We start from the raw sequence: 25127 nt of genomic DNA, 5'->3' as shown, positions 1-25127 counted from the left end.
GCTCCGTGCGGCGGCGGGGCACCGCCGCACATGGGACCCCCGCCGCCGCACGGAGCGCCGCCTCCCTACATGGGGCCGCCGCACGGAGCGCCCGGCCCTTCCCCCACGGCCGGCCCGCCGCCGCACGGAGCGCCTCCGCCCGGGAGCGTGGCGGGTCCGGGGGCGGGCGTGGCGTCCTCACCCGCGCGGCGGCGCGCCTGGATATGGGGAGCCGTGGCGGCCGGTGTCGTCCTCGTCCTCGGCGCGGCCGCCGCCTTCGTGGCGCTCCGGCCGGACGGCCAGGTCGCCCAGAAGGAGGCGACGGCACCGCAGACCGGCCAGGTGAACAGGGCCGACCGGCTCTTCCCGCCGCCGTCCAAGCCGGCACCCGACGGCGGGCTCAACCAGCACGTCAGCGCCGCGGCCACCCACGGCGACACCGTGGTCGTGGTGGGCGGTGAAACCGTGGGTTCGTCTTACGCGGCACGTCCGATCTTCCTGGTCTCCGACGACAGCGGTACGACCTGGAAGTCGGTGCCGCCGCCCGGGGCCATGTCGGTGACCGCGGACCTGGTGGCGGGCGGCGACAAGGGCTGGGTGGCCTTCCCCAGCAGGCTGACCACGTACACCCCCATGGCCTGGACCAGCGCCGACGGTCACGCCTGGCAGCCCGTCGAAGGCGCCGCGCTCGGCGACATGATCGGCTACAACCTGTCCGGTCTGGCGGCGACCGACAGCGGATTCGTGATCAAGGGCGCGCAGGACGCCTCGGTGCAGAAGGAGAGCCCGACGGTCGTCTGGACCTCGGCGGACGGCCGGCGGTGGCAGCGGGTCACGACCACGACCGCGCTGCCGGCGGGTCGCACCAGCCTGGTCGCCCACGGCGACAACGTCCTCATCGACGGCGGCACCGCCGACCAGACGAGTGGCCGCCTGACCGTGAGGTCGGCGGACGGCGGCCGCACGTGGCAGACCACCACGCTCGACACCGGGCCGGGCACGCCCGTCCTCGCCACGGACGGCAAGTCCTTCTACGCCGCCTTCAGCAAGGAGTTCACGTCCACCACCATCGTCGGTTCGACCGACGGCGCGTCCTGGAAGGAGGTGGGCTCCAGCGAGGGCTACTCGCCCAACGGGTTCGCCGTGGGCGCGACCGGGTTCTACCTGCTCATGGACGCCGTACCGCTCGGGAAGCCCGGGCATGGCGAAGAGGCAAAGCTCCTCCACAGCGAGGACGGCTCCGACTGGGACTCGCTGGGGACCTCCCGTGAGCTGAAGTCCTACCAGCCGGTGCTGACGACGACCAGGACCGGTGCTCTCCTCAGCGGCGACACCTCGGGCGTCTTCTCCACCGACCGGCCGGAGCGTCTCGACCTGCGGATGTTCTCCGCGAGCCCGGACAGCGACGTCGCCCCCATCGACTTCGGTGGCGTCGCGGGCCTGCGCTACCCCGTCACCCGGGTCAACGACCTGCGCCACGCGGGAGACGTCACCGTGGCCGTCGGCCACTCCCAGGGCATGGCCAGCGCCTGGTGGAGCACCGACAGCGGCGCGACCTGGCAACGTTCGGACCTGGAGACGCCCGGCGAGTTCACCGCCGTGGTGCACGGACCGATCGGCTGGCTCGCGGTCGGCCCAGGGGTCTACACCTCGCGCGACGGCCGCACCTGGCAGCGTTCCGGGCACGACTTCGGCACGATCAAGGAGGCCGCCGCAGCCAAGGACAGCTACCTGGTGACCTCCACGAAGGCCGCGAAGACCACCTTCTGGCGCTCCACCGACCTGGTCAGCTGGCAGCAGGTCGCCTCCCCGTTCGAGTTCCCCAGCGGCCTGGCGGGCGGAGAGTACGGCTACGTCGTCCCGGGCATGTGCCCGGACGCCGGCACCACGGCGAACTGCCTGATGTATTCGGCCGACGGCCGATCATGGCGGCCCATGCCGGCGATCGATCTCCCGGACGGACAGGGCGCGTGGACCACCACGGCCGTCGTCGGACGGGACACGGTGATCGTCAGCGGGCTGGCGCACCAGGGCAAGACGTCCGCGGGCTCCATCACCAAGACGTTCCTCGTCCGGCTCTCCCCGTCGGGCCGGTGGGAGGAACCCCAGGTCGCCGAGCTCGGCGGCCAGGGCCTGTCCCAGCTCGGCCGACACGGAGACGCGTGGATCGGCCTGCGGGCGAAGAAGGGCGAGGTGGTCCTCGTAAGGTCGCAGGACGGGCGCGCCTGGGAACCTCGGACCCGCGTCACCTGGCCTGAGAGCATGCAGTCCCAGGCCATCGGGGCCACCCCTGACGCGATCGTCCTCGTCGGCCACGTACGAACGGCCACCGAGGACTACCCGCTCCTGGGCCGCCTCGCGCCCTAGGTCCCGGTGCTCTCCTCCAGCACCCAGCGAGGACGGCCACGGCGCACCTCGTCGATGCCGAGCACGGTGACCGGCTCCGGCTGGGCGGGCAGCACCCTGCGGGCGTGCTCGATGAACGCCGCCGACACGATCGGCCAGGACACCCCGTGATCGCGCGCCGATTGAATCACCGTTCGCCTGCCGTCCCCGACGACGGCACCGGCGGCCTGGCGTAATCGCAGTGTCAGCCGGGATCGTGCGGGGATCTGCGGCACCTGCTCGGTGAAGGTCCGACGCGGGCAGGATGTCTGGTCACAGCACCAGCGCCGCTTCCGCCACCGCAACGCACACCGCCGCCCGCCGCCCGCCGCCCGGAAGATCCCGCGGGCGGGTGGTCACCCATTCCTTCATCCGGACCGCGGCAACTCCACACTGCGGGCAGCATCTAGCCCGTTCGTCTGCGGTGGCCAGATGCACCACCGGTCCATCCTGCTGCCCATCACCTGCGGCGACGACCTTCGTGACGGTCACCCCGTCCAGGCCGAGCAGCAGCGTCGTATCGTTGACCATGCTCGTGGCTGTTCTGCTGTGATCTTCTTGCCTCGACAACAAGAAGGATCACCGAGAGCCACGAGCCCTCTCAAGCCTTCTGGAGTCGGCGGATCCTCATACCCCGATCAAGTTCGAAGACCCCAGATCCATTACTGGAGGTCTCCTTCATGACGAACAGCTTTTCCGGCGAACTCGCCGACCTCACGCTGCCGGTCGAGCGTGGCTGCCCGTTCGCCCCGCCCACCGCCTACGAATGGCTGCGCGAGCAGGCGCCGATCAGCAAGGTCCACCTGGCCAGCGGTGGCGAGGCATGGTTGGTGTCCGGGTACGAGCAATGCCGCGCCGTCCTCGCCGACCCAGCGCGGTTTTGGTCTTACCCAGCTCGCCGGCTAGTTTCTCGTTGCGGGACTCGAGTTTTCGGTATCGGCTTTTAGTTTCTTGTTCTCGGCCCGCAGCCGGACCAGTTCCTCCGACTCGGCGCTCTTGTGCGGCCGGCCGGTCGAGGCCGGGAGTGTTCCGCTCTCGGCCTGCTTTCTCCAGTGCACGATATGGGAGTGGTACAGCCGTTCCTTGCGGAGCAGTGCGCCCCGCTCGGGGCTGCCTTCGGGCAGCGCGTCGAAAGCGGCCAGGATCCGCGACTTAGACCGTGACTCATTTGGGGATTGATCGTTAGTTCGTTCGTGGATGCGTTCCTTCGACGGCTTGTGCCAGATGAGTTGTGGGAGTTGTTCCAGCGGGTGGTCCCGCCGGCGCCGACGCGGCCGCAAGGTGGTGGGCGGCGGCGGGTCGACGATCGGGTGATCCTTGCGGCGATCGTGTACGTGGCCACCACCGGGTGCGCCTGGCGGCAGTTGCCGCCGGTGTTCGGCGCCTCCTGGCAGACGGTGCACCGCCGCTTCACCGAGTGGAGTACCGCCAGGGTGTGGGCCAAGCTGTACCGGGTCCTGCTGGACGAGCTCGGCGCGCGAGGAGAACTGGATTGGTCGCGGTGCACGATCGACTCCGTCAGCGTGCGGGCCATGAAAGGGGGGAACTGACAGGCCCGAATCCTGTCGATCGCGGCAAGAAAGGGTCGAAGATCCACCTCATCACCGAGCGGACCGGTCTGCCCCTGGCTGTCGCGATCAGCGCCGGCGATGTCCACGACAGCCTGGCACTGGAACCGCTGGTGCGGTCGATCCCGCCCGTACGCTCCCGACGTGGCCCGCGACGTCGTCGACCGGGCAAACTCCACGGCGACAAGGGCTACGACTACCCCCATTTGCGCACCTTTCTGCGCGTCCGCGGCATCACCCCGCGCATCGCGCGCCGTGTGCGATGCGCGCGAATTCGGCAGGCGGTTGAGCAGTAGGCGGCGCCGACGTCCCCGTCGCAGGCTGGATGATGGTCAGCCCGCATTCGGAGCCTCGCACCGAGTTTCGTTCCGTGGTGCCGCTGGCGTGGCGCTGCGTGCGGGAGTTTCCTTGCGGGGTCGGACAGGGCCTCGTGGGCGTTGAGGGGGCGATTTGACCACAGCACGTGAAATCCGGGAAACGATCCCAGCGATCTGATCACGGCGGGAGGTCGCGCCAGCGTTCGGCCGACGCCAGAGCGTCCAGGCTGATCCGTTCCAGGTACGCACCGCCTCTGGCCAGGCGGCGTCCCACGGGCGTGTCGAGCCCGAGCGTCTGCCCCGCCGCCTTCGTGATCTCCGCCGCCGCGAGCGTCTGCCGGGCGCTGATCACGGTCGAGTGGTACCAGGCGTCGTCGTCGACCACGTAGATGTCGCGGCGCCTCTGCGGATCACGCTCGCGCCTGATCAGCCCCTGCCGGGTCAGGTAGCCCACCGCCATGGAGATCGAGGCGGGACTGACGTTCAGCCCGCGCGACAGCTCAGCCGCTGTGAGCCGGCCGTCCTCGCTCAACCACAGGCCGATGAGCACGCGTGCCACCATCTTCGGCAGGCCCATCCCGACCGCCAGCTCGACGGCTCCCTCTTCCACCTCTTCCACTTCCAAGGCCGTGCGGTCCTGGGGTTCGGGCGAACGTGCCGGGGTGCCGCGCCGTGCCCGCCGCGCCGCCGCCTGGTGCGCCCGCTCGGGGCGGTAGTCGCGGGGGCCGCCGTTGCGGCCGACCTCGCGGCTGATCGTCGAGGTCGGCCGGTCCAGTCGCCTGGCGATCTCGGCGTACGAACGTCCTTCGGCGAGGCTGGCCGCGATGCGCTGGCGGTCCTGCCGGGTCAACCTTCCTTCTGGCATGGCGCCAGTATTGCGTTCGGCTCCACACAACGCAACGTATCATTGCATTCACCTTCAGCGCTAACGCATCAATTATTCGGCTTTGACCTGCATTAATGTGTATCAATTGTTTGACGGAATCTCTGAAAGCAACGTAGCTTTCAATCATGTCGAACGCGAACTATCGCGTGGAGCCGGTCACTTTGTCCCTGGACCGTGCACCCGCCTTCCCCTTCGATCCCGCGCCTTCGCTCACCGCCCTGCGCGCAGAGCAGCCGATCGCCCGCCTGGCCGCGCCCGAGGGCGCCCCCGGCGTCTGGCTGATCACCGGATACGACATGGTCCGCCAGATCCTCGCCGACCCACGGTTCAGCTCCCGCTACGAAACCCACTACCACCCCCTGGCGGGCGGGCACCTGCCGCCCGCCCCCGCCGGCGACCTGACCGGCATGGACGCACCCGAGCACACCCGCTTTCGCAAGCTGCTAGCGGGCAAGTTCACCGTCCGCAGGATGAACCTGCTCACCGAGCGGGTCACCGAGATCACCCGTGAGCGGCTCGACGCGATGGAGCGGCAGGGGCCGCCCGCCGACCTCGTCGAGGTCTTCGCGCAGCCGGTTCCAGCGCTGATGATCTGTGAGCTGCTCGGCGTGCCGTACGAGGATCGCGACCGGTTCCAGAGCTCCACCCGGGCCCTGTCGGACGCCGGGACCGCTGAGGCGCAGTACGCCGCCTTCGTCGAGCTCGGCACGTACCTGCGGGAGCTCGCGCTCGCCAAGCGGGCCAAGCCGACCGACGACCTGCTCAGCGACCTGGCCACCGGCGGCGACCTGGCCGACGAGGAGCTCGGCGGCGCGGCCGCGTTCCTGCTCGGCGCCGGGCTCGACACCACCGCCAACATGCTCGCGCTCGGCACCTTCGCCCTGCTGCGCAACCCGGCCCAGCTCACCGCCCTGCGCGGCTACCCCGGCCTGGCCGTCGGCGCCGTGGAGGAGCTGCTGCGTTACCTGTCCGTCGCCGCCACCGGTATGCGCGGCGTGCTGGAGGACGTGGAGCTTGGCGGCAGGCGGCTCAAGGCGGGCGACACGGTCATCATTGCGATCAACGCCGCCAACCGAGACCCGGCCAGGTTCTCCGACCCCGACGTGCTTGATCTGCACCGCTCGGCCGCCGGGCATCTGGCCTTCGGCCACGGCGTCCATCAGTGTCTCGGTCAGCAGCTTGCCCGCATCGAGATGCGTGTCGCGCTTCCCGCCCTGCTCATCCGCTTCCCGACGCTGCGGCTCGCCGTACCGGCTGAAGACCTGTCGCTGCGCACCGACCCCTCCCAGGTGTACGGCGTGCACAGCCTGCCCGTCACCTGGGACCGTGGGTGAACGCGATGCGGACCTTCGTCTCGGTTACGGGGCTGCGTAAGTCCTACGGCGCCCACCGCGTCCTGGACGGCATCGACCTGTCCATCCCGCAGGGCACCGTTTTCTCGCTGCTCGGCCCGAACGGCGCGGGCAAGACCACCACAGTGCAGATCCTGTCCACCCTGGTCAAGGCCGACGCCGGCGAGATCCGGGTGGCCGGGCACGACCTGGCCACAGAACCCGACAAGGTGCGTGCGGCGATCGGCGTCACCGGCCAGTTCTCCGCCATAGACAGCTTCCTCACCGGCGAGGAGAACCTACGACTCATGGCCGACCTGCTCCACCTCGGCCGCTCCCGTGGACGCGAACGCGCCCGCGAACTGCTGGAACGCTTCGACCTCACCGACGCCGCGCGCAAGCCCGCAGTCACCTACTCGGGCGGCATGCGCCGCCGGCTCGACCTCGCCATGACCCTCGTCGGCACTCCCAAGCTCATCTTCCTCGACGAACCGACCACCGGCCTGGACCCGCGCAGCCGCCGCACCATGTGGCAGATCGTCCGCGACCTCGTAAAGCAGGACGGCGTCACCATCTTCCTGACCACCCAGTACCTGGAGGAGGCCGACGAACTCGCCGACCGCATCGCCCTGCTCACCCAGGGCCGACTGGTGGCCGAAGGCACCCCCGAGAAGCTCAAGCGCATGGTCCCCGGCGGCCACATCGTCGTACGCTTCGCCGACCCCGACGGTTACCTCAGGGCGGCCTCCCACCTGAGGGCCACCTCACGCGACGAGGAGTCCCTCACGGTGCAGATCCCCCACACCGGCGTCAGCACGCTGCGCAAACTCCTGGAATGGCTCGACGCACAGGCCATCGACGTCGCTGAACTGTCGGTGCACACACCCGACCTGGACGACGCCTTCCTCGCCCTGACCGAGGAGTCCTCGCGATGAGAGCGATCACCGACTCCGCGACCATGCTGCGCCGCCAGATCAGGCACATGTGGCGCTACCCCACACTGATCCTCACCTACGCGGGCGTCCCAGTGGTGCTCCTGCTGCTGTTCGTCTACGTCCTCGGCGGCATCATGGGCACCGGGATCGGCGGCGACCGCGCCGCCTACGCCGCTTACATCACCCCCGGCATCATGATCATGACGATCGCCAGCGCCGCGCAGGGGACAGCGATCTCGGTGGCCATGGACATGACCGAGGGCATCATCGCCAGATTCAAGACCATGGCCATCGCCCGCGTCTCCGTCCTCACCGGGCACGTGCTCGGCGCGCTCGTCCAGAACTTCATCGCGATCACGGCGGTGACGCTGACGGCCCTGCTGATCGGCTTCCGCCCCGCCGCCTCCGCGCTGGGCTGGCTCGGAGTGATCGGCGTGCTGGCGATGTTCACCTTCGCCATCACCTGGCTGTCGGCCGCGCTGGGCATGGTCACCAAGAACGTGGCCACGGCCAGCAACCTGCCGATGCCGCTGATGCTGCTGCCGTTCCTGGGCAGCGGCGTAGTCCCGCCGGAGTCGATGCCCGGCCCGCTGCGCTGGTTCGCCGAACACCAGCCGTTCACACCGGTCATCGAAACCCTGCGCACGCTACTGGCCGGACAGCCCGCGGGATCCAGCTTCGCAGCGGCGGCACTCTGGAGCGCGGCCATCGCGCTGGGCGGATACCTGTGGGCACGCAAGCTCTACAACCGGTGAGGATAGACGTGTTCAAACGCCTTCTTCCAGCACTTGGCCTGCTGGTTCTCGCGCCGCTCGTCGGCGAGTACCTGCTCGGCAACATCGCCATCAACGCCCTACCGACGATCATCGGGCTGATTCCGCTCTACGGCGGTGGCGCGCTGCTGATCCGCGAGATCGCCCGCCGATGGCGGCTGGGATGGCCGGGGATCATCCTGCTCGGTCTCGCCTACGCCGTGATCGGGGAGGGCCGCTCGACTACGGGTTCATCCCGGCCCTGGGCATCGGCGCCTACTGGACCGTGTTCGTCCTGGCCATCCATGGGGTATGGAGCATCGCGGTGCCGATCTCGATGGCAGAGGCGGGCTCACGCCGGCCGGGCACGCCCTGGCTCGCAAGGTGGGCCTCACCGTGTCAGCCCTGTTCCTGCTGGGCGGCGTGGTGCCCATCGCCCTCGCAAGTCCGGCCATCTACCCGTTGTCGGCCGCTCAGATCACCTGGACGCTGATCACGGCGGTCGCCCTGATCATCGCCGCGTTCCTGTCCGCTCGATTCCGCCGCCCTCTCCTCACTGCCACGCCTCCCAGCCCGTAGACCGTCTTCGCGACCACCATCGTGGCCGGGCTGGCGTTCTGGCTCCCCACCATGGCGGGCATGCTGCAGTCCATTGTGCCCGCGTGGATCACAGTCGGCTTCTACCTCGCGCTCTACGCCACGATGACGCTGCTCATCCTGCGCTGGTCCCGACGCATGGGCTGGGGACCCTGGCACAGGTTCGCCCTGAGCGCTGCCGGTCTGATCACCTACGCCTGGCACGGCTTCCCCAGCCGCCGAGCTTCCCCGCACCCGCGCATGTGGACCTCATCGGCAACGCGGTCTTCGCGTTGGCCGCCCTCGGGCTGCTCGCCTTTGTGCTGGTACGGTCCGCCGCACCGCTCCGCCAGCTTGATTCCTCTTAGCGAGGTTTCGGGAGGTGTGCCGTGGCCAGCCAGCCGCGGCCGGCGGCGGCGCGGGCGGGATCGAACGCGGGTGGAATCGGGCGTTTGCGGGCGGCCGCGGCCTCGGCGATGTCCGTCACGGCGGGCTGCCAGCCGCGGCGGGCAAGCCAGGCATTGAGGTTCTCGGTGGGGCCGCCGCGCCACAGGTCGACGAGCTCGGCGGAGATGTCCGCGCGGGCGCTGCGGAGCAGCTCGGAGTCCTTCATGTGGTCCAGGGCGAGCATGCTTGCTGGGGCGGAGAGGGCGGTGATCCGGTCGAGGAGCAGGTCGGCGGCTTCGGGCGGAAGTGCGTACAGGATGCCCTCGGCCAGCCAGGCGGCCGGCCGCCCCGGGTTGAAGCCGGACTCCGTCAGCGCGCGCGGCCAGTCTTGGCGCAGGTCGGTGGCGACCTCGACGCGGTGGCACGCGGCGGTCGCGCCGCGGCCGTCGAGTACGGCTGCCTTGAATGCGAGCACGTCGGCGAAGTCCAGCTCGAAGACCTTGGTGCCGGGCGGCCAGGCGAGTCTGAACGCGCGGGCATCCATGCCGCACGCCAGCAGGACCACCTGCTGGCATCCTCCTTCGGCGGCTTCCAGCAGCGCGCGATCGAGGAACTGGGTGCGGACGGCGACCTGCTCGGCCATGACCTGCAGGAAACGTGCGGTCGCCGGAGAGGCCCCGGCGGCCCAAGGGGTGAACGCCGGATCGACGGCCTGGAGGAAGTGCCGTGCGTAGGGGTCGTCGAACAGCCGGTCCGGTCGGCTGCTCTCTTGAGCGCGCAGGAGAGCCACGCCCAAGGCGGTCGCGCCGATTCCTGCCAGGCTTCTGGGGACGGTCGGTTCTTGTGTCACGGGGTTGTCCAGCTCCTCTTCTTGACAGGCGGTGTCACGGGCGTGCGCCCAGGCCGCGGAAGTAGTCGCTCACGGGTGCGAAGTCGACGCTGTCGCCGCGGAAGCCGACGTACTTGTCCGGGCGGATCAGGTACAGGCTGGGGCGGCGCACGCCGTAGCGGTTGTGCGCCTCGCTGCGCAGGTCGGCGAAGACTCCGTCCAGGGAGTCGTGCGGCAGGTGGCCGCGGGTGATGACATGGACCTCGCCGTGCCCGGCCATCGCTTCGTGGGCGGAGGCATGCCAGGCGGCCAGGGTGGCGGAGTCCGTCGTGTCCGCCGCGAACAGGACGAGGTGGTGGCCCGGCGTCCGGAGAACGTGACGGAGTGCCACCGGCCCCTCACGGTTCTCCACGTAGACGTCCCGCACCAGTTCGCCGGCTTCCGGTCCGGTGCAGGCGATGTCGCTCCACGCTCTGGCCTGTGATCCGTGCCAGCGTTCGAAGACGAGGTCACTGTCGCGATAGTGGACGAGGTGTTCACCGAAGGCGTTCGACAGCCGCTGCTGTACGGGATTGAGCCGGCCGAACAGGCGCAGCGCGTGCCGCCTGGCTCTGCGGGCGACCAGTGTGCTGCCGGTGGCGGCCTTCGTGGTGGCCGAGGTCGCCTCGACCACGGCCTTGACCACGGGCCAGCGTTCGGCCTCGTAGCTGTCCAGGAGGGACTCCTCGGCGCGCCCGGTGACGACGAGTGCGAGTTTCCAGCCCAGGTTGTAGGCGTCCTGCATGCCGGTGTTCATGCCCTGGCCGCCCACCGGGCTGTGGCTGTGCGCGGCGTCGCCGGCCAGGAGGATCCGGTTCTGGCGAAGCCGGTCGGCCAGGCTCTCGCGGGCCACGAACGACGAACTCCACTGCAGATCGCGTACGCCAGCGTCCAAAGGCGTGCGTTCGGCGACGTGGGCGGCGAAGTCGTCCAGCCCTGGGCTCTGCGGCGGCCGGTCGTCCGGCGTGCTGGCCAGGATGCGCCAGTAGCCCCCGATCATGGGGAAGACCGCCACGAGGCCGGACTTGCCGAAGTAGACATGGAAGCGGTCCCGTGTGAGCGGCCAGTCCACGGCGACGTCGCCCAGGATGAACCCCCGCTTCAGGTCGGCTCTCTCCCGGGTGATGCCCGCCGTCTCACGCACGGCGCTGTGGGCGCCGTCGGCGCCGATCAGCCACCCGGTTTCGCACCGTTCGCCGCGGCCGTCCTCGTGGCCGAGTTCCACGCTGACGCTGTGCTCGCCGGCCTGCTGCCCGACCAGGCGGGTGCCCCATTCGATGGTGACTCCGAGTTCCTCGGCGCGCTCGCGCAGCAGCGCGACCGTCTGCCACTGTGGGATGCACAGGTCCAGCGGGAACGGGGAGTCCACAGCCGTCACGTCCATCTCGGCCAGGGCCGTCGTGCCCTGGTAGAAGTTCAGCGTGTGCAGCGGGACGCCTCGTTCGATGGCGGCTTGGGCCAGCCCGAGATCGTCCAGCATTTCCAGCGATCTCGCCACGATGGACACCGCCCGGCTTTCCCGGTGGTCCGCGCTCCCGGCGTCGATGATCCGTGGGATCACTCCCCGCCGTGCCAGGTCGATGGCCAGCACCAGGCCGGTCGGCCCCGCTCCGACGATGAGAACGTCCGCTTTCGTAGTCACAAATCCACCCTCTTAGAACGAATGATCGTTCTTTTTAGAAGAGCATGACCCTCCGATCGTCGTCAAGAGCGAATGTCCTTCTCTATCGGGCGGCTCGCGTGGGCGCCGACATCAGGGCCCGCATGCCGCTCCTGAAGGTCACCGAATCCGCGTGGCCGTATACCGCGCGGCGTACCAGGAACCCGTCGACCAGAGCCATCAGGACATCGGCCACATGCTCGGCCGGGACGTCGGCGGGAAGCAGTCCGCGCTGTTGATGCCGCGCCACAAGGCCGCCGACCACGCCGCGGGCCTCCGCCATGACCTCCTTCAGTTTCGTGCTCAGCGACGGCGATCGCAGAGCCTCCGACCAGACCTGGACCAGCAGTTGGGCCGACTCCTGCGATCCGGACAGCGGCGGGCGCTCGACCCCCAGCACGAGATCGACGATGTTGTCCAGATCCGGCGGTCGCGCGTCGTCCTTCGCCTCGAACGCCGACGCGACCTCGGCCAGAGCCTCGGCGGCGGTCGCCGCGATGATGTCGTCCTTGCTCTTGAAATAGCGGTAGACGGCCCCGGCCGACAACTCGGCCTCGGTCAGCACGTCCTGCATGGACGTGGCATGGAAGCCGTTGCGGATGAAACAGCGCCGGGCGGCGTCCAGGATCTGGCGGCGGCGGGCTTCGAGGTGCTCCTTGGGCATGCGTGCCATGGGATCACAACGTAGAACGAACATTCGTACTTGACAACTTTGCCGCCTTACTCTTAGAAAAAGAATGTTCGTTCTCTTTGCTGTGAAAGGTCACACCATGTCGTTTGCCGCCAGCACCCTGAGCGCTCTGGTCGCTCTCGTCTTCCTGCTCGCCGGCGCCCAGAAGGTCCTGTTACGGGATCCCGTGACGGCCAACCTGCTCAGGCTCGGCGTCGGCTCGACGATGACCCGCTCGATCGGCACCCTGGAGATCGCCGGCGCGCTCGGGCTCGCGGCCGGCCTCTGGTTCAAGCCGCTCGCCGTCGCGGCCGCGGCCGGTCTCACGCTGCTGTTGATCGGCGCAGTCGGATTCCATCTCCGTGCCCGCGACTTCGCGCACCGGCGCCACCGCTCCCACGCCGTGGCGCCCGTGGTGCTGGCCGTGGTCACCGGAACGACCATGGCCTTGTTGCTCGCGACTTCCTGAGCGAAGAGCGCGGTGACAGCACGATCGCGGCGGTCAGCATCACCTGGATGAGGCCAGTCCGGGCGGGCGTGGCGGGTCGGGGAGCGACGAGCTGCCATCATCGCCCACATCAGTGAGAGCTGCGTTGGGCATGGCCGGTCACGCCATGATCGGGAATCGGCGTTCCAGGCCCGAGACCTGCAGCAGCCGGGTCATCAACGGGGTGAGCCCGGTCAAGGCCAGTGTGATGCCCCGGACCCGGGCGCGTCCTTGCACGCCGAGCAGCACGCCCAGCCCGCCGGCGCCACAGAAGGTGACCTTGGACAGGTCCAGCACGAGCAGGGTGGTGCTGTAGCCGAGCGCGTTGAGCAGCCGCTGGCGCAGCTGCTCGGTGGTGAAGATGTCGATGTCTCCGGACAGGTGGATCAGGGTGGGCGCCGCGGCGCTCGGACCGCCGGGCGGCGGGGCGGTGTCGATGACGGTCATGGAAGTCTCCTGTTCGGAGAGGCGGCGAATCGGGGGTCCGGAGAGATGCCTGCCGGCAGGAGAGCGGTCCACTGCTGGATAGGAGTACCTGGATCCGCTCGATCCGGCCGGCAGGCGGCACGTGGGTGACCTCACGCCGGTGCTGACGCCGGGGTGTCTGAGGCGCTCGTATTCTGCGCGATGACCGATCCGCCCTCGTTCTCCCAGCGGGCCGGGCTGTCGGTGATCCCCGCACGGGAGGTGGCATGGATCGCGGGATCGGGTGGCAGGCTCGCCAGGATGAGGATGTCGTCGGTGGCCAGGCCGGTGGTGTCCTGGGCGGTGAGCTTGAGCGCGGCCTCGGCAGTTCCGACGGCGGTGTCGGGCGGGATGAGCAGCAAGGCGATCGGCTCGCCGGTGGCGAAGACGAGAGTGATCACGCGTGGGTCGGAGTGGCGGAACCAGCCGACGCGGACCTGCCGGCCACGGGCCGGGATGCGGCGGGGAACGTGCTGCCAGGCGTCCCGGTACACCCCTATCCGCAGGATGGTCCGGCCCAGCCGCTGGTCGACGGCGGCGATGAGAGGAGGCAGTTCGGCGGCGGCGTTGCGGGAGCAGGGCCACCAGGCCCCGTCCACCACGGCCCGGCGATCCGGTGCCGGGTAGAGAGCGAGCCGGAGCGCGGAATCGACCCGCGGAATCGCCGATGCGACAGGGCTGAGGGAGGTGCGTTGAGAAAAGAGCGTCGGCGTCATGGTCGCCTGACCTGTCCAGGCCCTCCTTGCGAAGGTGGCCGGTGGTGGTTCGCCGTGGGCGACGCCGACCTGAATGCCAACGCTCGAAAAGCCCTCGGTGTCTCCACCTTACCTCACAACTTCCGGAATTGCGTGGTTCCGGAAGTACACTGGTGAGGTGACTTCCGGAAACGCCACCCCAGAGACCGGGAAACCCTCCGGAGCGACTTCCGGAAACACGAGCCGGTCACGAGCCATCGTGCTTCCCGGCCCGTACGCGGCGATCCTTGCCGAGTACGCCGCCGCGCTGAATCGCTCGCCCCTGGCTGAGACGAGCAAGACCAAATACCACTCGCGGCTGCGCAGTTACCTGGCCTGGCTCGCCGACCAGGTCGACGCCGGCGCGCTCGATGGCGACCCGCTCGCCGATCCTGTCGCCGCCACCGGCGCGGTGCGTGACTTCTGCCGGCATCTGAAGAACGGTCGCCGCGCCCCCAACACCATCGACACCTACCTGTCGGCCATCGACGACTTCTATGCCCGCCGCGGCCTCGGCAAGCCCCAGGCGCGTCGCGAACGTGACGTGCGCCGCACCGCACCCCGCGCCCTGGACGCCCGGCGCGCGCGCCGCTACATACACCACGTCCAGCTCGCTGCATCCCCGCGCGACAAGGCCATCGCCCTGCTGCCCTACTACGCCGGCCTGCGCATCTCCGAAGTCGTCGGCCTCGACCTGGCCGACGTGCGCCTGCCGGCCCGCAAGGGCGAACTACGCATCCGCGGCAAGGGCCGCGACGGCGGCAAGATCCGCCTGCTGCCCGTCCACCCCGACCTGCGTCAGGGCCTGACCGACTGGCTGGAGGCCCGCGCCGATTGGAAGGGGGCCGGCACCCACGCCGCGCTGTTCCTCAACCACCGCGGCGGCCGCCTGAGCGACCGCGCCGCCCGCGACATCATCACCGGCCTCGGCGACGCCGTCGGCCTGGGTGACGATCCCACCGAACCCTTCAGCCCGCACGTCCTGCGCCACACCTTCGCCACCCAGCTCATCCGCGACGGCAAAGACCCCATCCTGGTCGCCGAACTCCTCGGCCACGGCTCACTGGACACCACCCGCCGCTACGCTCTCCCCACCGAAGCCGACAAAGCCGCCGCCCTGGACGCCCTCATCACCGACCACCAACCGGGGCGATGAAGCTTCTACGGCACATTGACCAGCGTGCACGTGCAGCTGGTCACGACTGGGCTTACGGGGTGACGGCGTGTACAGGACGGCCCCGTCCACGCATCCAGCTAAGTTACTCGCGGGTACCGCCAACGGCTGTCCGCACGTGGCTCAACCCCCTTACCGTCACCCCTTATTCGGCGCTGCGCGCGGGTGCCAGCGGATTCCTGCTCAAGGACGCGCCTCCGGACGACCTCCTGAGGACGATCCGGATGGTGGCGTCGGGTGAGTCCTGGGACCGTGAAGGCGCATATCGGCCGTCTGCTGACCAAGCTCAACGCCCGCCACCGCGCCCAGCTCGTCATCGCCGCCTACGAGGCCCGCCTGGTCCGCCGCGTTAGCCGACCGCGCGTCGAGCGGGATCAGCAGCGTCATCTGGATACGCCCACGGTCAGGCGGGGGACTCCTCCTCGGGGGCGTAGAAGGCGGTGGTGGCGGCCACGGCGGCCTCCGCCTCGCCGTCCGTGGCGCCCCCCGCCTTGAACGCCTCCCCCCACGCCCGGCTGCTGCCGGTGATGAAGCCGCGGCCCTCGGGGGTCAGGTGGAAGGTCGCCTCCTCCACCTGCTCGCCGCCCGACAGATGCAGGCCCAGGCCCAGCAGCGCCAGGTCCCAGCCCACACCGGTCGCGCCGGGCCCGAACTGCGACCACATCTCGGCCGGCATCTCGGCGGTGTGCTCCAGCTCGAACAGGGTGCCGCCGTCCTCGGCCGACAGGCGCACCTCGACCTCGGAGAAGCCGGGGTCGGGGCCGAACAGCCAGGTGGCCTTCAGCAGGCGCGGCGGCTCGCAGCGCAGGATCTCACCGCCGGCGTTGCCCTTCAGCTGGTACGTGCCCCCCGGCCGCAGGTCCCCGGTGACCGGCAGGAACCAGCGGCTCAGCCGCTCGGCGTCGGTGCAGGCCTCCCACACCTCCGCCACGTCGGCGTCATAGTGGCGGCGCAGCGAGACGGTCTTGCGCTCGCCGTTGAGCAGGTGGCGGTGGGTGCGGTTGAGCTCGTCGATGAAATCCATCAGGCGTCCTTCGTGTCGTCTTCGATGCGGCGCTCGCGTTTACCCCGTGCCAGTTCGGTGGCCAGAGCGTCGAGCCGCTGGTTCCAGAAGCCGCGAAATCGTTCCAGCCAGAGGTCGACCTCCTGCAGCGGGCCGGGATCTACGGCGTAGAGCCGCCGGGTGCCCTGGGCGCGTACGTTGGCGAACCCGTTGTCGCGCAGCACCCGCAGGTGCTGGGAGACGGCCGGCTGGGAGATGCCGAACTCCTGCTGGATGACCGCGGTCACCTCGCCGGAGCTGCGCTCGCCCTCGGCGAGCAGCTCCAGGATCCGGCGTCGCACCGGATCGCCGAGGACGTCGAAGGCGTGCACAGCACCCAGTATTTCAGGACTCACTTATATAAGTCAACCCCGGGACAGTCAGTCGTCGAGCCCGCGCGCGCTCAACGCCTCCCCTAGTGCGTCGGCGTGCCGCAGCGAACTCACCACCAGCGGCACCGCGAAAGCGCGCAGGCTGCGCTCGACCCCTCGGGCCCGCTGAGCCTCCCGGACGCGTACGGCCAGCGCCGCGATGACGGGCACACTGCGTACGGTCAGCGACAGCAGCAACGACAGCCGGAACGGGTCGAGCCCGACCAGCCTCACCGGCCTCAGACATCGTTCCAGCGCCGCCATCATCGCCGACGTGCGGGTGGTCAGCGTGACCACCCCCGCCAGCGCGACCGCCAGCAGCACCCGCAGCGACGTGACCGCCGCCCCCTCCAGGCCGACGAACACCCACTGCAGCCCGAACAGCGCCACCACGAAATAACGCACCGGCCGCACCTGCGCCCACGCCGCCGCCGGACTCACCCGCGACACCGCGTAGAGGCCCGCCACGACCACGGCTGCGCCCCCCAGCGCCGCCGGCGAGGGCAGCAGCACCAGCACCGTGCAGGCCACGGCCAGCCCGGCCAGCTTCGCCCCGGCGGGCAGGCGGTGCAGCGGCGACGAACCCGGCACGTAGGCGCCGCTCAGGTTGTTCACCGCATCATCTTCCTGTAGTGGCCGATGGCCTCGTCCGGGCCGCCGTCGGCCACGATCCTGCCCTCGTCGAGCACGAGCACCCGGTCGAAGTCCGCCAGCAGCGGCAGGTCGTGGCTGACCGCCACCACCTGCTGCGGCAGCCCGCGCAGCACCTCGGCGACCTGACGGGAATGGCGCAGGTCCAGCAGCGTGGTCGGCTCGTCCATCACCAGGATGTCGGGCTGGAGCACCATCACCGAGCACAGCGCGAGCAACTGCTTCTGGCCGCCCGACAGATGGTGCGCCGGGTGGTCGGCGTGCCCGTCCAGCCCGTACGCGGCCAGCGCCTCGTGCACGCGCCTCGCCACCTCCTCACCCTCCAGGCCCTTGCGGCGCAGGGAGAAGGCGACGTCCTCGGCCACGGTCGGCATCACGATCTGCGCGTCCGGATCGGTGAACAGGAACCCGACCCCGCGCCGGATCTTCGCGGCGTGCCGGCGGGTGTCCAGGCCGAGCACGGTGACGCTGCCCGAGGTGGGCAGGGCAAGGCCGTTGATCAGCCGGGCCAGCGTGCTCTTGCCCGAGCCGTTGGCGCCCACCACGCCGACCCGCCGCTCGGGAAGGCGCGCGGTGACGCCGCGCAGCACGTCACGGCCGCCCAGCCGGACGTGCACGTCCGCGAACTCGATCACCTCACACCACCTCGAACAGCGCGGCCACGCCCAGGCCGCCGCCGACCGCGGCCGTCGCCAGGCCGAGCGTGCCCGGCGGTGCGCCGGCGCGGACCAGCCGGGTGAACAGCCGGGTCACCACGACCGCTCCGGTGGCGCCCCACGGATGCCCCAGCGCCAGCGCACCGCCGTCGGGGCACACCCGTTCACCGTCGGCGCCGAGCGGATCGAGCCCGAGCGCGTCGGTGACGGCCAGCACCTGCGCCGAGAACGCCTCCACGATCTCCACCGCCGCCACCCGTTCCACCTCGACCCCCGCACGCGCGAGCACCCGCCGCACGGCCGGCACCGGGCCCCACCCGGGCAACCCGGGATCGCACCCGACGACGGACCCGGCCACCAGCCGCAGCCCCGGCAGGCCCGCGCGGTCGGGAACGATCGCCACGGCCGCCGCGCCATCGCTCACCGGGGACGCGTTACCGGCCGTCACTGTACCGCCGGCGGTGAACGCCGCCGGCAGCCGGGCCAGCGACGACGCCCGCATCGGCCGTGGACGCTGATCGCCGTCGCGACCGCCGACCGGCACGATCTCGTCCGAGAACCGTCCCGCCGCGCGGGCGGCCAGCGCCGCCGCGTGACTGCGGCAGGCGTAGGCGTCCTGGCGCTCCCTGCTGACGCCGCACGAGGCAGCCAGCGCCTCCGCGGCCGGCCCCATATCCGGATCGGGATGCCCGCCGGGGGTGAAGGGCGCCCTGGCGTACGGCTGCGCCTCACCCCTGCGGGTGCGCAGCGGCGCGGTCGACGCGCTCTCGGCCCCTCCGGCGATCACCAGGTCCATGTCACCCGAGCGCACCGCCTGGGCGGCCAGCAGGATCGCCGCCAGGCCGCTCCCGCACTGCCGGTCGACCGTCACGCCCGGCACCTCGTGGCCGAGCCCGGCGGCCAGCGCCGACAACCGGGCCACGTTGCCGCCGGGACCCATGCAGTTGCCCAGCACCACGTCGTCCACCGGCCGCCCCTCCACATCGCCGGCCACTGCGGCGATCACCGGGGCGGCCAGCCGGTCGACGGTCAGCTCCTTGTACGCGTGCCCGGCCGTGCCGATGGGCGTGCGCCGGGCCGCCACCACGACGGCCATCAGGCCAGCCGCCGGATGTCGGGGTCGCCGCCGGCAAGCCGGGCCGCCACCAGGGCGCGGGCGGGTTTGCCCGACTGCGTGCGCGGCAGGCTCGGCACCGCGTACCAGCGGCGCGGCCGCTGCGCGGCGTCCAGCCCGCCCCTGGCCATCGACTCCAGCGCCGCCCGCGACGGGGGCGAGGCGCCCTCCGCCTCGAGGATCGCCGTGACCACCGAACCCAGCGACGGGTGCGGCGAGCCGACCACCACGACGTCGCCCACACCCGGCACCGTCCTGAGCACCTCTTCGACGTCCTCGGCCACGACGGTCGCACCGCCGGTCTGGATCGCGCCGTCACCCCGGCCGCGCAGCCGCAGCACCTCGCCCTCCCGGTGGGGCCGCGCCACGTCCCCCACACTGGCCCAGCCGCCGGCGTCGCGACGCAACGGGCCCGGCACGTCACCCAGATAGCCGTCGGCCAGCCACGGCGAGCGCGCCCATACCTCGCCGAGCCCGGCCCCCGGCTCGGCCCTGACCTCGATCTCCACGCCGGGGAACGGGCGCAGCCCGCCCCCGTCGGCGTCGGCCGCCACGAACGACAACTCGGTCGCGCCGTAGTACGCCACCACGTTCACCCCGGTCTGGGCCGCGGCCGCACGCGCGCCGGGAGGGAGAGCGGCGCCGCCGACCACGGCCGTGCGCAGCGACCCCGGACGGCGCAGGACCTCGTCGAGCAGGTGCGGCACCAGGTGCACGACGGTGGCCCTCATCCCGGCCGGTGTCGTGGTGGGGAGCCGGCCGGGCACGACGGTGCACGCGCCGACGGCCAGCGCGTGCACCGCTGCGAAGGCGTACAGGCTGGAGGTCAGGGGTCCAGGCACCAGGACCGCGTCGCCGGCGCCGATCCCGGCCAGCTCGCTGAAGGGCGCGAACGAGTTCGTCCACGACGCGCGGCGGCGTATCACGGCGCGGGGCCGCCCCGTGCTGCCGGAGCTGAAACAAGCCCACGCCAGGTCGGCGGGGTCCGGGTCGGGGGTCAGGGCGCGGCCGGGCGCGTACGGGAGCGGCTCGGTGACCAGGAGGTCCGGTGTGAGCGCGCCGGTGACGCGGGCCCACCGCTCGCGCCCCCAGGCGGGGTCGCCCACCAGCGGTGTGGCGCCGGCCAGGTCGGCGGCGAGCACGGCGGTCAGCAGCGCGGCCGGGCCGGCCAGCCCGATCGCGACCAGCGAGCCGGGGCCGATCCCCCGGCCGCGCAGGTGCCGGGCGGCGCCCTGGATGTCGGTGCCGAGCTCGGCGTAGGACAATTCGGCGTCATGGCCGCACACCGCCGGCCGCGCGGGACGTTCGGCGGCGTGCCGCAGCACGTGATCTGCTACCGGCATCGCGGGGTCAACGCTCCCCGGTGCGCAGCCGATCGCGGTGCACCGCCGGCACCGCGTCCGGGTAGGAGCGCTGCACGCCCTTGGCGACGAAGGCCGTCACGACCGCCTTGGTCAGGTCGCCGGGCAGGAACGCGAGCGTCAGCAGCGCCGCCGAGCTCAGCGACACTCCGGTGACCATCGCCTGCACGGGAATCCCGACCAGGTAGACCACTGCGATGCCGCCCACCAGGGTCGCCACCAGCAGGTGCGCCAGGCGGGGCGAGCGGCCGGCCCGCTCCACCAGCCATCCGGTCACCGCCGCGCCGGGCAGCCAGCCCAGCAGGAATCCGGCCGACGGCGCGGTGAACGCACCCAGCCCGCCGCGCCCGCCCGCCAGCAGCGGCAGGCCCGCCGCGACCAGCACCAGCAGCACGGCGACGGCCAGCGCACCCCGCCACGAGCCGAGGATCGCGCCCGCCAACATCACGCCCGCTGTCTGCAGGGTGATCGGGGTCGCGTTGCCGAAGACGTTGAACGAACCCGGCAACCCGAGTACGGCGATCAGCGCGGCGAACACGGCCACTCTCGCCAGGTCGCCCGTGGGGAACCTGCGCTGCTTCCCTTCATCCTTCATGGGGTCGATCTCACACCAGAACGGCACGCTTCAGTCATGGAGGTATCCCACAACATTCGCCCCGATCATCTGCCACCGGGATACGAGGCGCAGCAGCGACCGCTGCCCGGCCGGCGCGGATCAGCGGCCCCGCGCGGACCGATCAGGGCCGTTGCACGGCGGTGATCCGCGGTGGCACGGCTCGTAGCAGCGAACGCAGCAGGTGCGCGGCGGTCGCGGGGCACACCTGGCCCGGGGTGTCCACGAGCTGGGCGGCCAGCCCGTCGACGAACGTGTGCAGCAGGGCCGCCCAGAGCTCCACCTCGGGATCGGGATGCGGGTCCATGGCCTGGCCGGGGTCGCGGACCGGCTCGTGCCCGCGCAGCGCGGCCACGCACTGGCGGTGCAGCGCCCGCTGGTCGTTCCAGGTCCCCGAACCCCCTTCCTGAGGGTGGTGACGCTCCCACTCCACGACCGCCGACCACAGCGCGTACTCCTCACGGCGCTCGGCGTCGAGCGGCAACATCTCCTCCACGATGGTGGCGACCTGTTCGACCACCGAGCCTTCGGTACGGGGACGCTGGACGCGCGGCAGGAGCCGCCGGCGCAGGGTGTCGGTGGTGGCCTGAACGACGTAGGCCTGCAGCTCGCGCTGGTTGCCGAAGTAGTGGCGCAGGGACCCGGTGGACCAGCCGGCCTCGGCGGCGACGCCGCGCACGGTCACGCCGCCCAGCCCCTCGCGCAGGATGATCCGGATGGCGGCCTCGCCGAGCTCGGCACGTCGCTGGTCGTGGTCAACGAGTCGTGGCACGTCCACATGGTATGACGCATGTGCTAACACGCCCGTGTTATTGTGCTGACACGTAGGTGTTATTACGGCTCGTCGACTCCCGCAGGAGACAGGTTTGCCCATCGAGACGGTCGTGGCGGTGCTCGGGCTGGCGGTGCTCGACACGCTGAGCCCCGCGGTCATCGGCATGACGCTCTATCTGCTGCTCGCCAGGCCGCGCCGCGTGGGCGCGCTGCTCGGCGTCTATCTCGCCACGGTCGCGCTCGCCTACTTCGCTCTGGGCGCGCTGCTCATGCTCGGCCTCGGCGCCGTCGTGCCCCGCGTCGACGACGCCGTGTGGACATGGGGGCAGGCCGTCCTCGGCGCGGCGCTCCTGGTGGGAAGCTTCTTCATCCCCGACAAGGCTCCCGGACGAGCATCCGTCGCGACCCGGTCCTTCACCATGCGCTCCATGGTGCTGCTGGGCCTGGGGACCTGGCTGTTCGAGTTCGCCACCGCCGTCCCCTACTTCGGCGCGATCGGCCTCATGACCTTCGCCGGCCTGCCCGCCGTCCAATGGTCGCCGCTCCTTGGCGCGTACGTCACCATCATGGTGAGCCCCGGCGTCCTGCTCCCCGCCGCGTGGGCAGCCCTGGGCGAGCGCACGCGCGACCGGTTCGAACGGTGGCAGGCCAGGTTCTCCTCCGGCTCGCGCGCCACACTGCGCTGGATCGTCGGGATAGCGGGAGTCCTCATCCTGCTGGACGCGTTGCCCGCCCAGATCACCCTCACCGCCGGTCCATAGCGATGCACGATCGCCTCCAGCGCAAGGCCGCTCGGGCCTGCTGGGCAGCCAGCGGCATGATGCGGGTGGTGCCGGGAGTCGCCCACGAACGTGATCGTCGCCCCCAACCCATCCAGCGCACGCGCCCAGCACAACACCGCGCCGGCCACCACGCCCCGCACCGCCCCAGCACCAGCGGCACCGTGACCGGCGCCTGCACCAGCCGCCGACCCGGGGACGACGCTCCTCCAGGCCGGCGGCTGGTCAGCCGGTATGTGCGGCCGACAGCACGCGGACGGTACGGGCCCCCGCTGCGGCGACTCCGGGGATGCTCGAGGTGATGAACGGACCGCCGCCGGCCAGGTCGCCCACCATGTGCAGGCGCGGGTCGGCGGGGACCAGCCCTCCCGACAGATGCAGGGTGGCCAGCCCATCGGTGAGCAGGGATGTGATCAGCGGCTCCGTCGCGCGGGGCACCGCCTGGGGCGGCGGGTTCACGGCGTTGACGACGACGTCGGCGTCCAGGTGGTCACCGTCGCCCCGAACCTGGAACCCTCCCTTCACAGCCTCGATCTTGCGTACGCCTGCCACCATGGTGAGCTGCCCGGACTCGAACAGCCGCAGCAGAGCTGCGGCGTTCACCGGCACCATGGGCGAGGCCACGCTGGTGGCCAGACGGAAGTGCCTGCGCAGCCGTTCACGGTCGGGCTCGGGCAGCAGCCGCCAGGCGTACGGGCCGACCGTGTGGGCGGTTTCCTGCAGCACCCGCCGCCCGATCCGCGGGTCGCCGACGACGGCCAGTTGCCGCCGCAACCGCCGCACGGGCTCCTCCGACCCCGCCGCAAGCAACTCGGCCGTGAAGTCCGCGAAGTCCTCGCCCGTCTCGGCCAGTTCGGCGCGAAGCAGCCCGGCGAGGTCGTCGAGGGTGAGGCCGCCGTGCTCGCGGCACGACGCCTCCACCCGCTCGACGGTCAGGTGCACGGGCCGGTGGCCGAGGGGACGCTGCCAGACGTGGGGCAGCATGCCGCTCCGCGACACCAGCGTGATCCGCCCGGCGTGGCCGCGCGCGGCGAGCGACACCGCCACGTCCACGGCGGTCAGCCCGCTGCCGATCACCGCGACGTCGGCCGCGGCCGGGACGTGGCCGAGCGAGTTCGCCAGCGGATAAGGATCGCCCACGAACCCTGGAACGCCGCCCAGGCCGTAATGGTCCTGCGGCGTCCCCCCGCCCACGCACAAAGCCACCCGGTCTGCCGGATGGTCGTGCCCGTCCCGGCACGCACCAGATCGCCTTGCTCGCCGATCTGTCCGGACCACTCGCCGACCGGCTGCGCCGGTTCGCCCGTCCGTCCCGATCGGACGGCGGGCCCGGCGCCTCCGCGCCCGGCCTGCTGCTGTTCGACGAGCAAGGCGAGGCCGCGTCGATCAACGAGGAGGCCCGGCGCTATCTCGCGTTCCTGCCGGACGGGCCGTCCATACCCACAGCGCTCGGGCTGAGGCTGCCCATATGGCTGATGGGCACGACACTGCAGGCGCGGGCCATCGCCCAAGGCCACGACCGAGGCAGCGCCAGGATACGCATCCGGACCCTCGACAAGCAGTGGCTGACCTGCCGCGCCTCATGCCTGAGCGGTCCCGGCGGACGGCCGGGTCCGACAGCCCTCGTCATCGAGCCCGCGCCCCCCTCCGACCTGGCGGTCATCGTCGCCCAGGCATACGGGCTGACGCCACGGGAGTTCGAGATCGCTCAGCTCGTGGCACGGGGCCTGTCCACCGCCGAGATCGCCACGGCCCTGTTCATCTCTCCCCATACCGTTCGCGGTCACCTCAAGGCCGTCTTCGGCAAGGCGGGGACCTCCAGCCGCGGTGAGCTCGTCGCGCAGCTGTTCGCCGAACCCCTCCGGCAGTAGCCACCATCAGTGCCCGCCGGGCCATACCTGGCCCGATCCGCAGCGCTCACGCCGGCCCACCCTGCCGTGTATGCCGGCTACCCGGCCCCGGCGCTCTCACGCAGGCCCGGGCCGGCGCCGCCGGCTCTTGATGTTGCGCATGTCGGTCACCCCGATCTTCAGGATCTCGTACGGGTGCCCGTGCGCCTCCAGCGCGGCCATGGCGCCCAGCGCCGCCTCGTCCTTGCCGTCGTCCGGCCCCGCCGGCACCTGGCAGCGGAAGGTGAACGCCGACACGGTCGAGTCGTGGGTGAACGTGCCGGCCTCGGTGAAGGCGGTGCCGCCGGCGGCCAGCACCCCGGCCCGGCCGGACTCGTCCAGCCCCGTGAACTTGCCCCTGATGGTCACCCTGAACATGGTCGATCCTCTCGTACGGCATAGCTGAGAACCCGCTCGCCGAGCACGCTCTCCACGGTGTCGAGCAGCTCCAGCACCCGCTCGGCGATCACCTCCGGCGGCTGCCCCGCGGTGGTGCGGCGGGCGATGTCATTCATCACCAGTGCGTGCAGCGATCCGATGTGCCAGGCCATCACCCGCGGCAGCGGATCGTCGTCGGCGGCGCCGGTCTCCTCGGCCAGCGCGGCGGCCAGTGTGTCCGTCATCCGGCGGCCCAGACCTTCCAGCCGGGCGGTCAGCGTGGGGGCCGCCAGCATCATCTCCAGAACCCGCCCGAACCCCGGAC

At 71.1% G+C, this 25127-nt stretch carries 29 protein-coding genes and 2 pseudogenes; 12 read left to right on the top strand and 19 right to left on the bottom strand.

The window, feature by feature from the left end; all coding sequences use genetic code 11:
- Window positions 1-2346: hypothetical protein (locus GUY59_RS36115; RefSeq protein WP_442939057.1), on the top strand; the 2346-nt coding region annotated here is incomplete at its 5' end.
- Here GUY59_RS36115 and GUY59_RS50240 read toward each other — a convergent pair.
- Both GUY59_RS50240 and GUY59_RS36105 read right to left on the bottom strand, forming a co-directional pair.
- Window positions 2343-2600 carry a transposase family protein gene (locus GUY59_RS50240; protein WP_161714865.1) on the bottom strand — a complete coding sequence of 86 codons (258 nt, stop codon included), beginning with the start codon at window positions 2598-2600 and terminating at the stop codon, window positions 2343-2345. The genes GUY59_RS36115 and GUY59_RS50240 overlap by 4 nt on opposite strands.
- 37 nt (window positions 2601-2637) lie before the next feature.
- The gene (locus GUY59_RS36105; RefSeq protein ID WP_138205384.1) at window positions 2638-2895 is read right to left on the bottom strand and encodes a transposase family protein; all 258 of its coding nucleotides are present in this window, start codon (window positions 2893-2895) and stop codon (window positions 2638-2640) included.
- A gap of 149 nt (window positions 2896-3044) precedes the next feature.
- Between GUY59_RS36105 and GUY59_RS36100 the strand changes: the two genes are divergently transcribed.
- On the top strand, window positions 3045-3311 hold the full coding sequence (locus tag GUY59_RS36100; RefSeq protein WP_138205382.1) for a hypothetical protein: 267 nt from the start codon (window positions 3045-3047) through the stop codon (window positions 3309-3311).
- Window positions 3312-3557: 246 nt separating this feature from the next.
- Window positions 3558-4189 (top strand): annotated as a pseudogene (locus tag GUY59_RS36095) (IS5 family transposase); the annotation flags it as partial.
- Window positions 4190-4427: 238 nt separating this feature from the next.
- On the opposite strand, the gene GUY59_RS36090 reads toward GUY59_RS36095, so the two are convergent.
- Window positions 4428-5114: a helix-turn-helix domain-containing protein gene (locus tag GUY59_RS36090; RefSeq protein WP_236667828.1), complete on the bottom strand. Its 687-nt coding sequence runs from the start codon at window positions 5112-5114 to the stop codon at window positions 4428-4430.
- 146 nt (window positions 5115-5260) lie between these two features.
- Here GUY59_RS36090 and GUY59_RS36085 point away from each other — a divergent pair, with 146 nt between their 5' ends.
- The 4 genes from GUY59_RS36085 to GUY59_RS36070 all read left to right on the top strand — a co-directional run bounded on the left by GUY59_RS36085 (window position 5261) and on the right by GUY59_RS36070 (window position 8732).
- Window positions 5261-6469, top strand: a complete 1209-nt coding sequence (locus tag GUY59_RS36085; protein ID WP_138205380.1) for a cytochrome P450 — start codon at window positions 5261-5263, stop codon at window positions 6467-6469.
- Between the two features lie 5 nt (window positions 6470-6474).
- Window positions 6475-7401 (top strand): ATP-binding cassette domain-containing protein, encoded by a 927-nt coding sequence (locus tag GUY59_RS36080; RefSeq protein WP_138205378.1) that lies wholly within the window; start codon window positions 6475-6477, stop codon window positions 7399-7401.
- Window positions 7398-8156, top strand: a complete 759-nt coding sequence (locus GUY59_RS36075) for an ABC transporter permease (RefSeq protein WP_138205377.1) — start codon at window positions 7398-7400, stop codon at window positions 8154-8156. The genes GUY59_RS36080 and GUY59_RS36075 overlap by 4 nt, the downstream gene beginning before the upstream one ends.
- Before the next feature lie 393 nt (window positions 8157-8549).
- Window positions 8550-8732: a hypothetical protein gene (locus GUY59_RS36070; protein WP_138205375.1), complete on the top strand. Its 183-nt coding sequence runs from the start codon at window positions 8550-8552 to the stop codon at window positions 8730-8732.
- Window positions 8733-9093: 361 nt separating this feature from the next.
- On the opposite strand, the gene GUY59_RS36065 is transcribed toward GUY59_RS36070, so the two are convergent.
- The 3 genes from GUY59_RS36065 to GUY59_RS36055 all read right to left on the bottom strand — a co-directional run bounded on the left by GUY59_RS36065 (window position 9094) and on the right by GUY59_RS36055 (window position 12317).
- Entirely contained in the window at window positions 9094-9966 is an 873-nt protein-coding gene (locus tag GUY59_RS36065) for an SAM-dependent methyltransferase (protein ID WP_212746282.1), read from the bottom strand.
- Window positions 9967-10000: 34 nt separating this feature from the next.
- On the bottom strand, window positions 10001-11626 hold the full coding sequence (locus tag GUY59_RS36060; RefSeq protein ID WP_138205373.1) for an FAD-dependent monooxygenase: 1626 nt from the start codon (window positions 11624-11626) through the stop codon (window positions 10001-10003).
- An 82-nt stretch (window positions 11627-11708) separates the two neighbouring features.
- Window positions 11709-12317, bottom strand: a complete 609-nt coding sequence (locus GUY59_RS36055; RefSeq protein ID WP_132333644.1) for a TetR/AcrR family transcriptional regulator — start codon at window positions 12315-12317, stop codon at window positions 11709-11711.
- Window positions 12318-12414: 97 nt separating this feature from the next.
- On the opposite strand from GUY59_RS36055, the gene GUY59_RS36050 reads away from it, so the two are divergent.
- Window positions 12415-12783 carry a DoxX family protein gene (locus tag GUY59_RS36050; RefSeq protein ID WP_138205371.1) on the top strand — a complete coding sequence of 123 codons (369 nt, stop codon included), beginning with the start codon at window positions 12415-12417 and terminating at the stop codon, window positions 12781-12783.
- A 138-nt stretch (window positions 12784-12921) separates the two neighbouring features.
- Here the strand turns inward: GUY59_RS36050 and GUY59_RS36045 are convergent, their stop codons facing one another.
- Both GUY59_RS36045 and GUY59_RS36040 read right to left on the bottom strand, forming a co-directional pair.
- Entirely contained in the window at window positions 12922-13248 is a 327-nt protein-coding gene (locus GUY59_RS36045) for an STAS domain-containing protein (RefSeq protein WP_138205369.1), read from the bottom strand.
- Between the two features lie 131 nt (window positions 13249-13379).
- A complete protein-coding gene (locus tag GUY59_RS36040; protein ID WP_236667827.1) occupies window positions 13380-13982 on the bottom strand; it encodes a DUF5994 family protein in 603 nt (200 codons plus the stop codon).
- A 238-nt stretch (window positions 13983-14220) separates the two neighbouring features.
- Here GUY59_RS36040 and GUY59_RS36035 point away from each other — a divergent pair, with 238 nt between their 5' ends.
- Window positions 14221-15156 (top strand): tyrosine-type recombinase/integrase, encoded by a 936-nt coding sequence (locus GUY59_RS36035; RefSeq protein WP_252375128.1) that lies wholly within the window; start codon window positions 14221-14223, stop codon window positions 15154-15156.
- Between the two features lie 255 nt (window positions 15157-15411).
- Window positions 15412-15669, top strand: a complete 258-nt coding sequence (locus GUY59_RS36030) for a LuxR C-terminal-related transcriptional regulator (RefSeq protein WP_442939056.1) — start codon at window positions 15412-15414, stop codon at window positions 15667-15669.
- On the opposite strand, the gene GUY59_RS36025 is transcribed toward GUY59_RS36030, so the two are convergent.
- The 8 genes from GUY59_RS36025 to GUY59_RS35990 form a co-directional block, all read right to left on the bottom strand.
- A complete protein-coding gene (locus GUY59_RS36025) occupies window positions 15578-16198 on the bottom strand; it encodes an SRPBCC family protein (RefSeq protein ID WP_138205365.1) in 621 nt (206 codons plus the stop codon). The genes GUY59_RS36030 and GUY59_RS36025 overlap by 92 nt on opposite strands.
- Window positions 16198-16548 (bottom strand): ArsR/SmtB family transcription factor, encoded by a 351-nt coding sequence (locus GUY59_RS36020; protein ID WP_212746280.1) that lies wholly within the window; start codon window positions 16546-16548, stop codon window positions 16198-16200. The genes GUY59_RS36025 and GUY59_RS36020 overlap by 1 nt, the downstream gene beginning before the upstream one ends.
- Before the next feature lie 48 nt (window positions 16549-16596).
- Entirely contained in the window at window positions 16597-17202 is a 606-nt protein-coding gene (locus tag GUY59_RS36015) for an energy-coupling factor transporter transmembrane component T family protein (protein ID WP_138205363.1), read from the bottom strand.
- A complete protein-coding gene (locus tag GUY59_RS36010) occupies window positions 17199-17873 on the bottom strand; it encodes an energy-coupling factor ABC transporter ATP-binding protein (protein WP_138205361.1) in 675 nt (224 codons plus the stop codon). The genes GUY59_RS36015 and GUY59_RS36010 overlap by 4 nt, the downstream gene beginning before the upstream one ends.
- A gap of 1 nt (window position 17874) precedes the next feature.
- Entirely contained in the window at window positions 17875-18990 is a 1116-nt protein-coding gene (locus GUY59_RS36005) for a thiolase family protein (protein WP_138205359.1), read from the bottom strand.
- Window positions 18990-20351: a class I adenylate-forming enzyme family protein gene (locus GUY59_RS36000; protein ID WP_138205357.1), complete on the bottom strand. Its 1362-nt coding sequence runs from the start codon at window positions 20349-20351 to the stop codon at window positions 18990-18992. Before GUY59_RS36000 ends, GUY59_RS36005 begins: the two co-directional genes overlap by 1 nt.
- 7 nt (window positions 20352-20358) lie before the next feature.
- Entirely contained in the window at window positions 20359-20964 is a 606-nt protein-coding gene (locus tag GUY59_RS35995) for a biotin transporter BioY (RefSeq protein ID WP_138205355.1), read from the bottom strand.
- A 142-nt stretch (window positions 20965-21106) separates the two neighbouring features.
- Complete coding sequence (locus tag GUY59_RS35990) at window positions 21107-21754, bottom strand: TetR/AcrR family transcriptional regulator (protein ID WP_161714864.1); 648 nt, start codon at window positions 21752-21754, stop codon at window positions 21107-21109.
- Window positions 21755-21848: 94 nt separating this feature from the next.
- Here GUY59_RS35990 and GUY59_RS35985 point away from each other — a divergent pair, with 94 nt between their 5' ends.
- Window positions 21849-22517 carry a GAP family protein gene (locus GUY59_RS35985; protein WP_138205351.1) on the top strand — a complete coding sequence of 223 codons (669 nt, stop codon included), beginning with the start codon at window positions 21849-21851 and terminating at the stop codon, window positions 22515-22517.
- Between the two features lie 243 nt (window positions 22518-22760).
- On the opposite strand, the gene GUY59_RS35980 is transcribed toward GUY59_RS35985, so the two are convergent.
- On the bottom strand, window positions 22761-23729 hold the full coding sequence (locus GUY59_RS35980) for an FAD/NAD(P)-binding protein (protein WP_201761745.1): 969 nt from the start codon (window positions 23727-23729) through the stop codon (window positions 22761-22763).
- 59 nt (window positions 23730-23788) lie between these two features.
- Here GUY59_RS35980 and GUY59_RS35975 point away from each other — a divergent pair, with 59 nt between their 5' ends.
- Window positions 23789-24406, top strand: coding sequence for a helix-turn-helix transcriptional regulator (locus GUY59_RS35975; RefSeq protein ID WP_236667825.1), 618 nt, complete (start codon window positions 23789-23791; stop codon window positions 24404-24406).
- A 96-nt stretch (window positions 24407-24502) separates the two neighbouring features.
- On the opposite strand, the gene GUY59_RS35970 is transcribed toward GUY59_RS35975, so the two are convergent.
- Window positions 24503-24802, bottom strand: a complete 300-nt coding sequence (locus GUY59_RS35970) for a DUF6204 family protein (RefSeq protein WP_138205349.1) — start codon at window positions 24800-24802, stop codon at window positions 24503-24505.
- Window positions 24790-25127, bottom strand: a pseudogene (locus GUY59_RS35965) (TetR/AcrR family transcriptional regulator); the annotation flags it as partial. The pseudogene GUY59_RS35965 and the gene GUY59_RS35970, both read right to left, overlap by 13 nt.

The organism is Nonomuraea sp. K271 (assembly GCF_009908215.1).
In the GTDB taxonomy this organism is placed as follows: domain Bacteria; phylum Actinomycetota; class Actinomycetes; order Streptosporangiales; family Streptosporangiaceae; genus Nonomuraea; species Nonomuraea longispora.
Note: the sequence above shows the minus strand (reverse complement) of the source record. Positions and strands in the feature narration are given on the sequence as shown.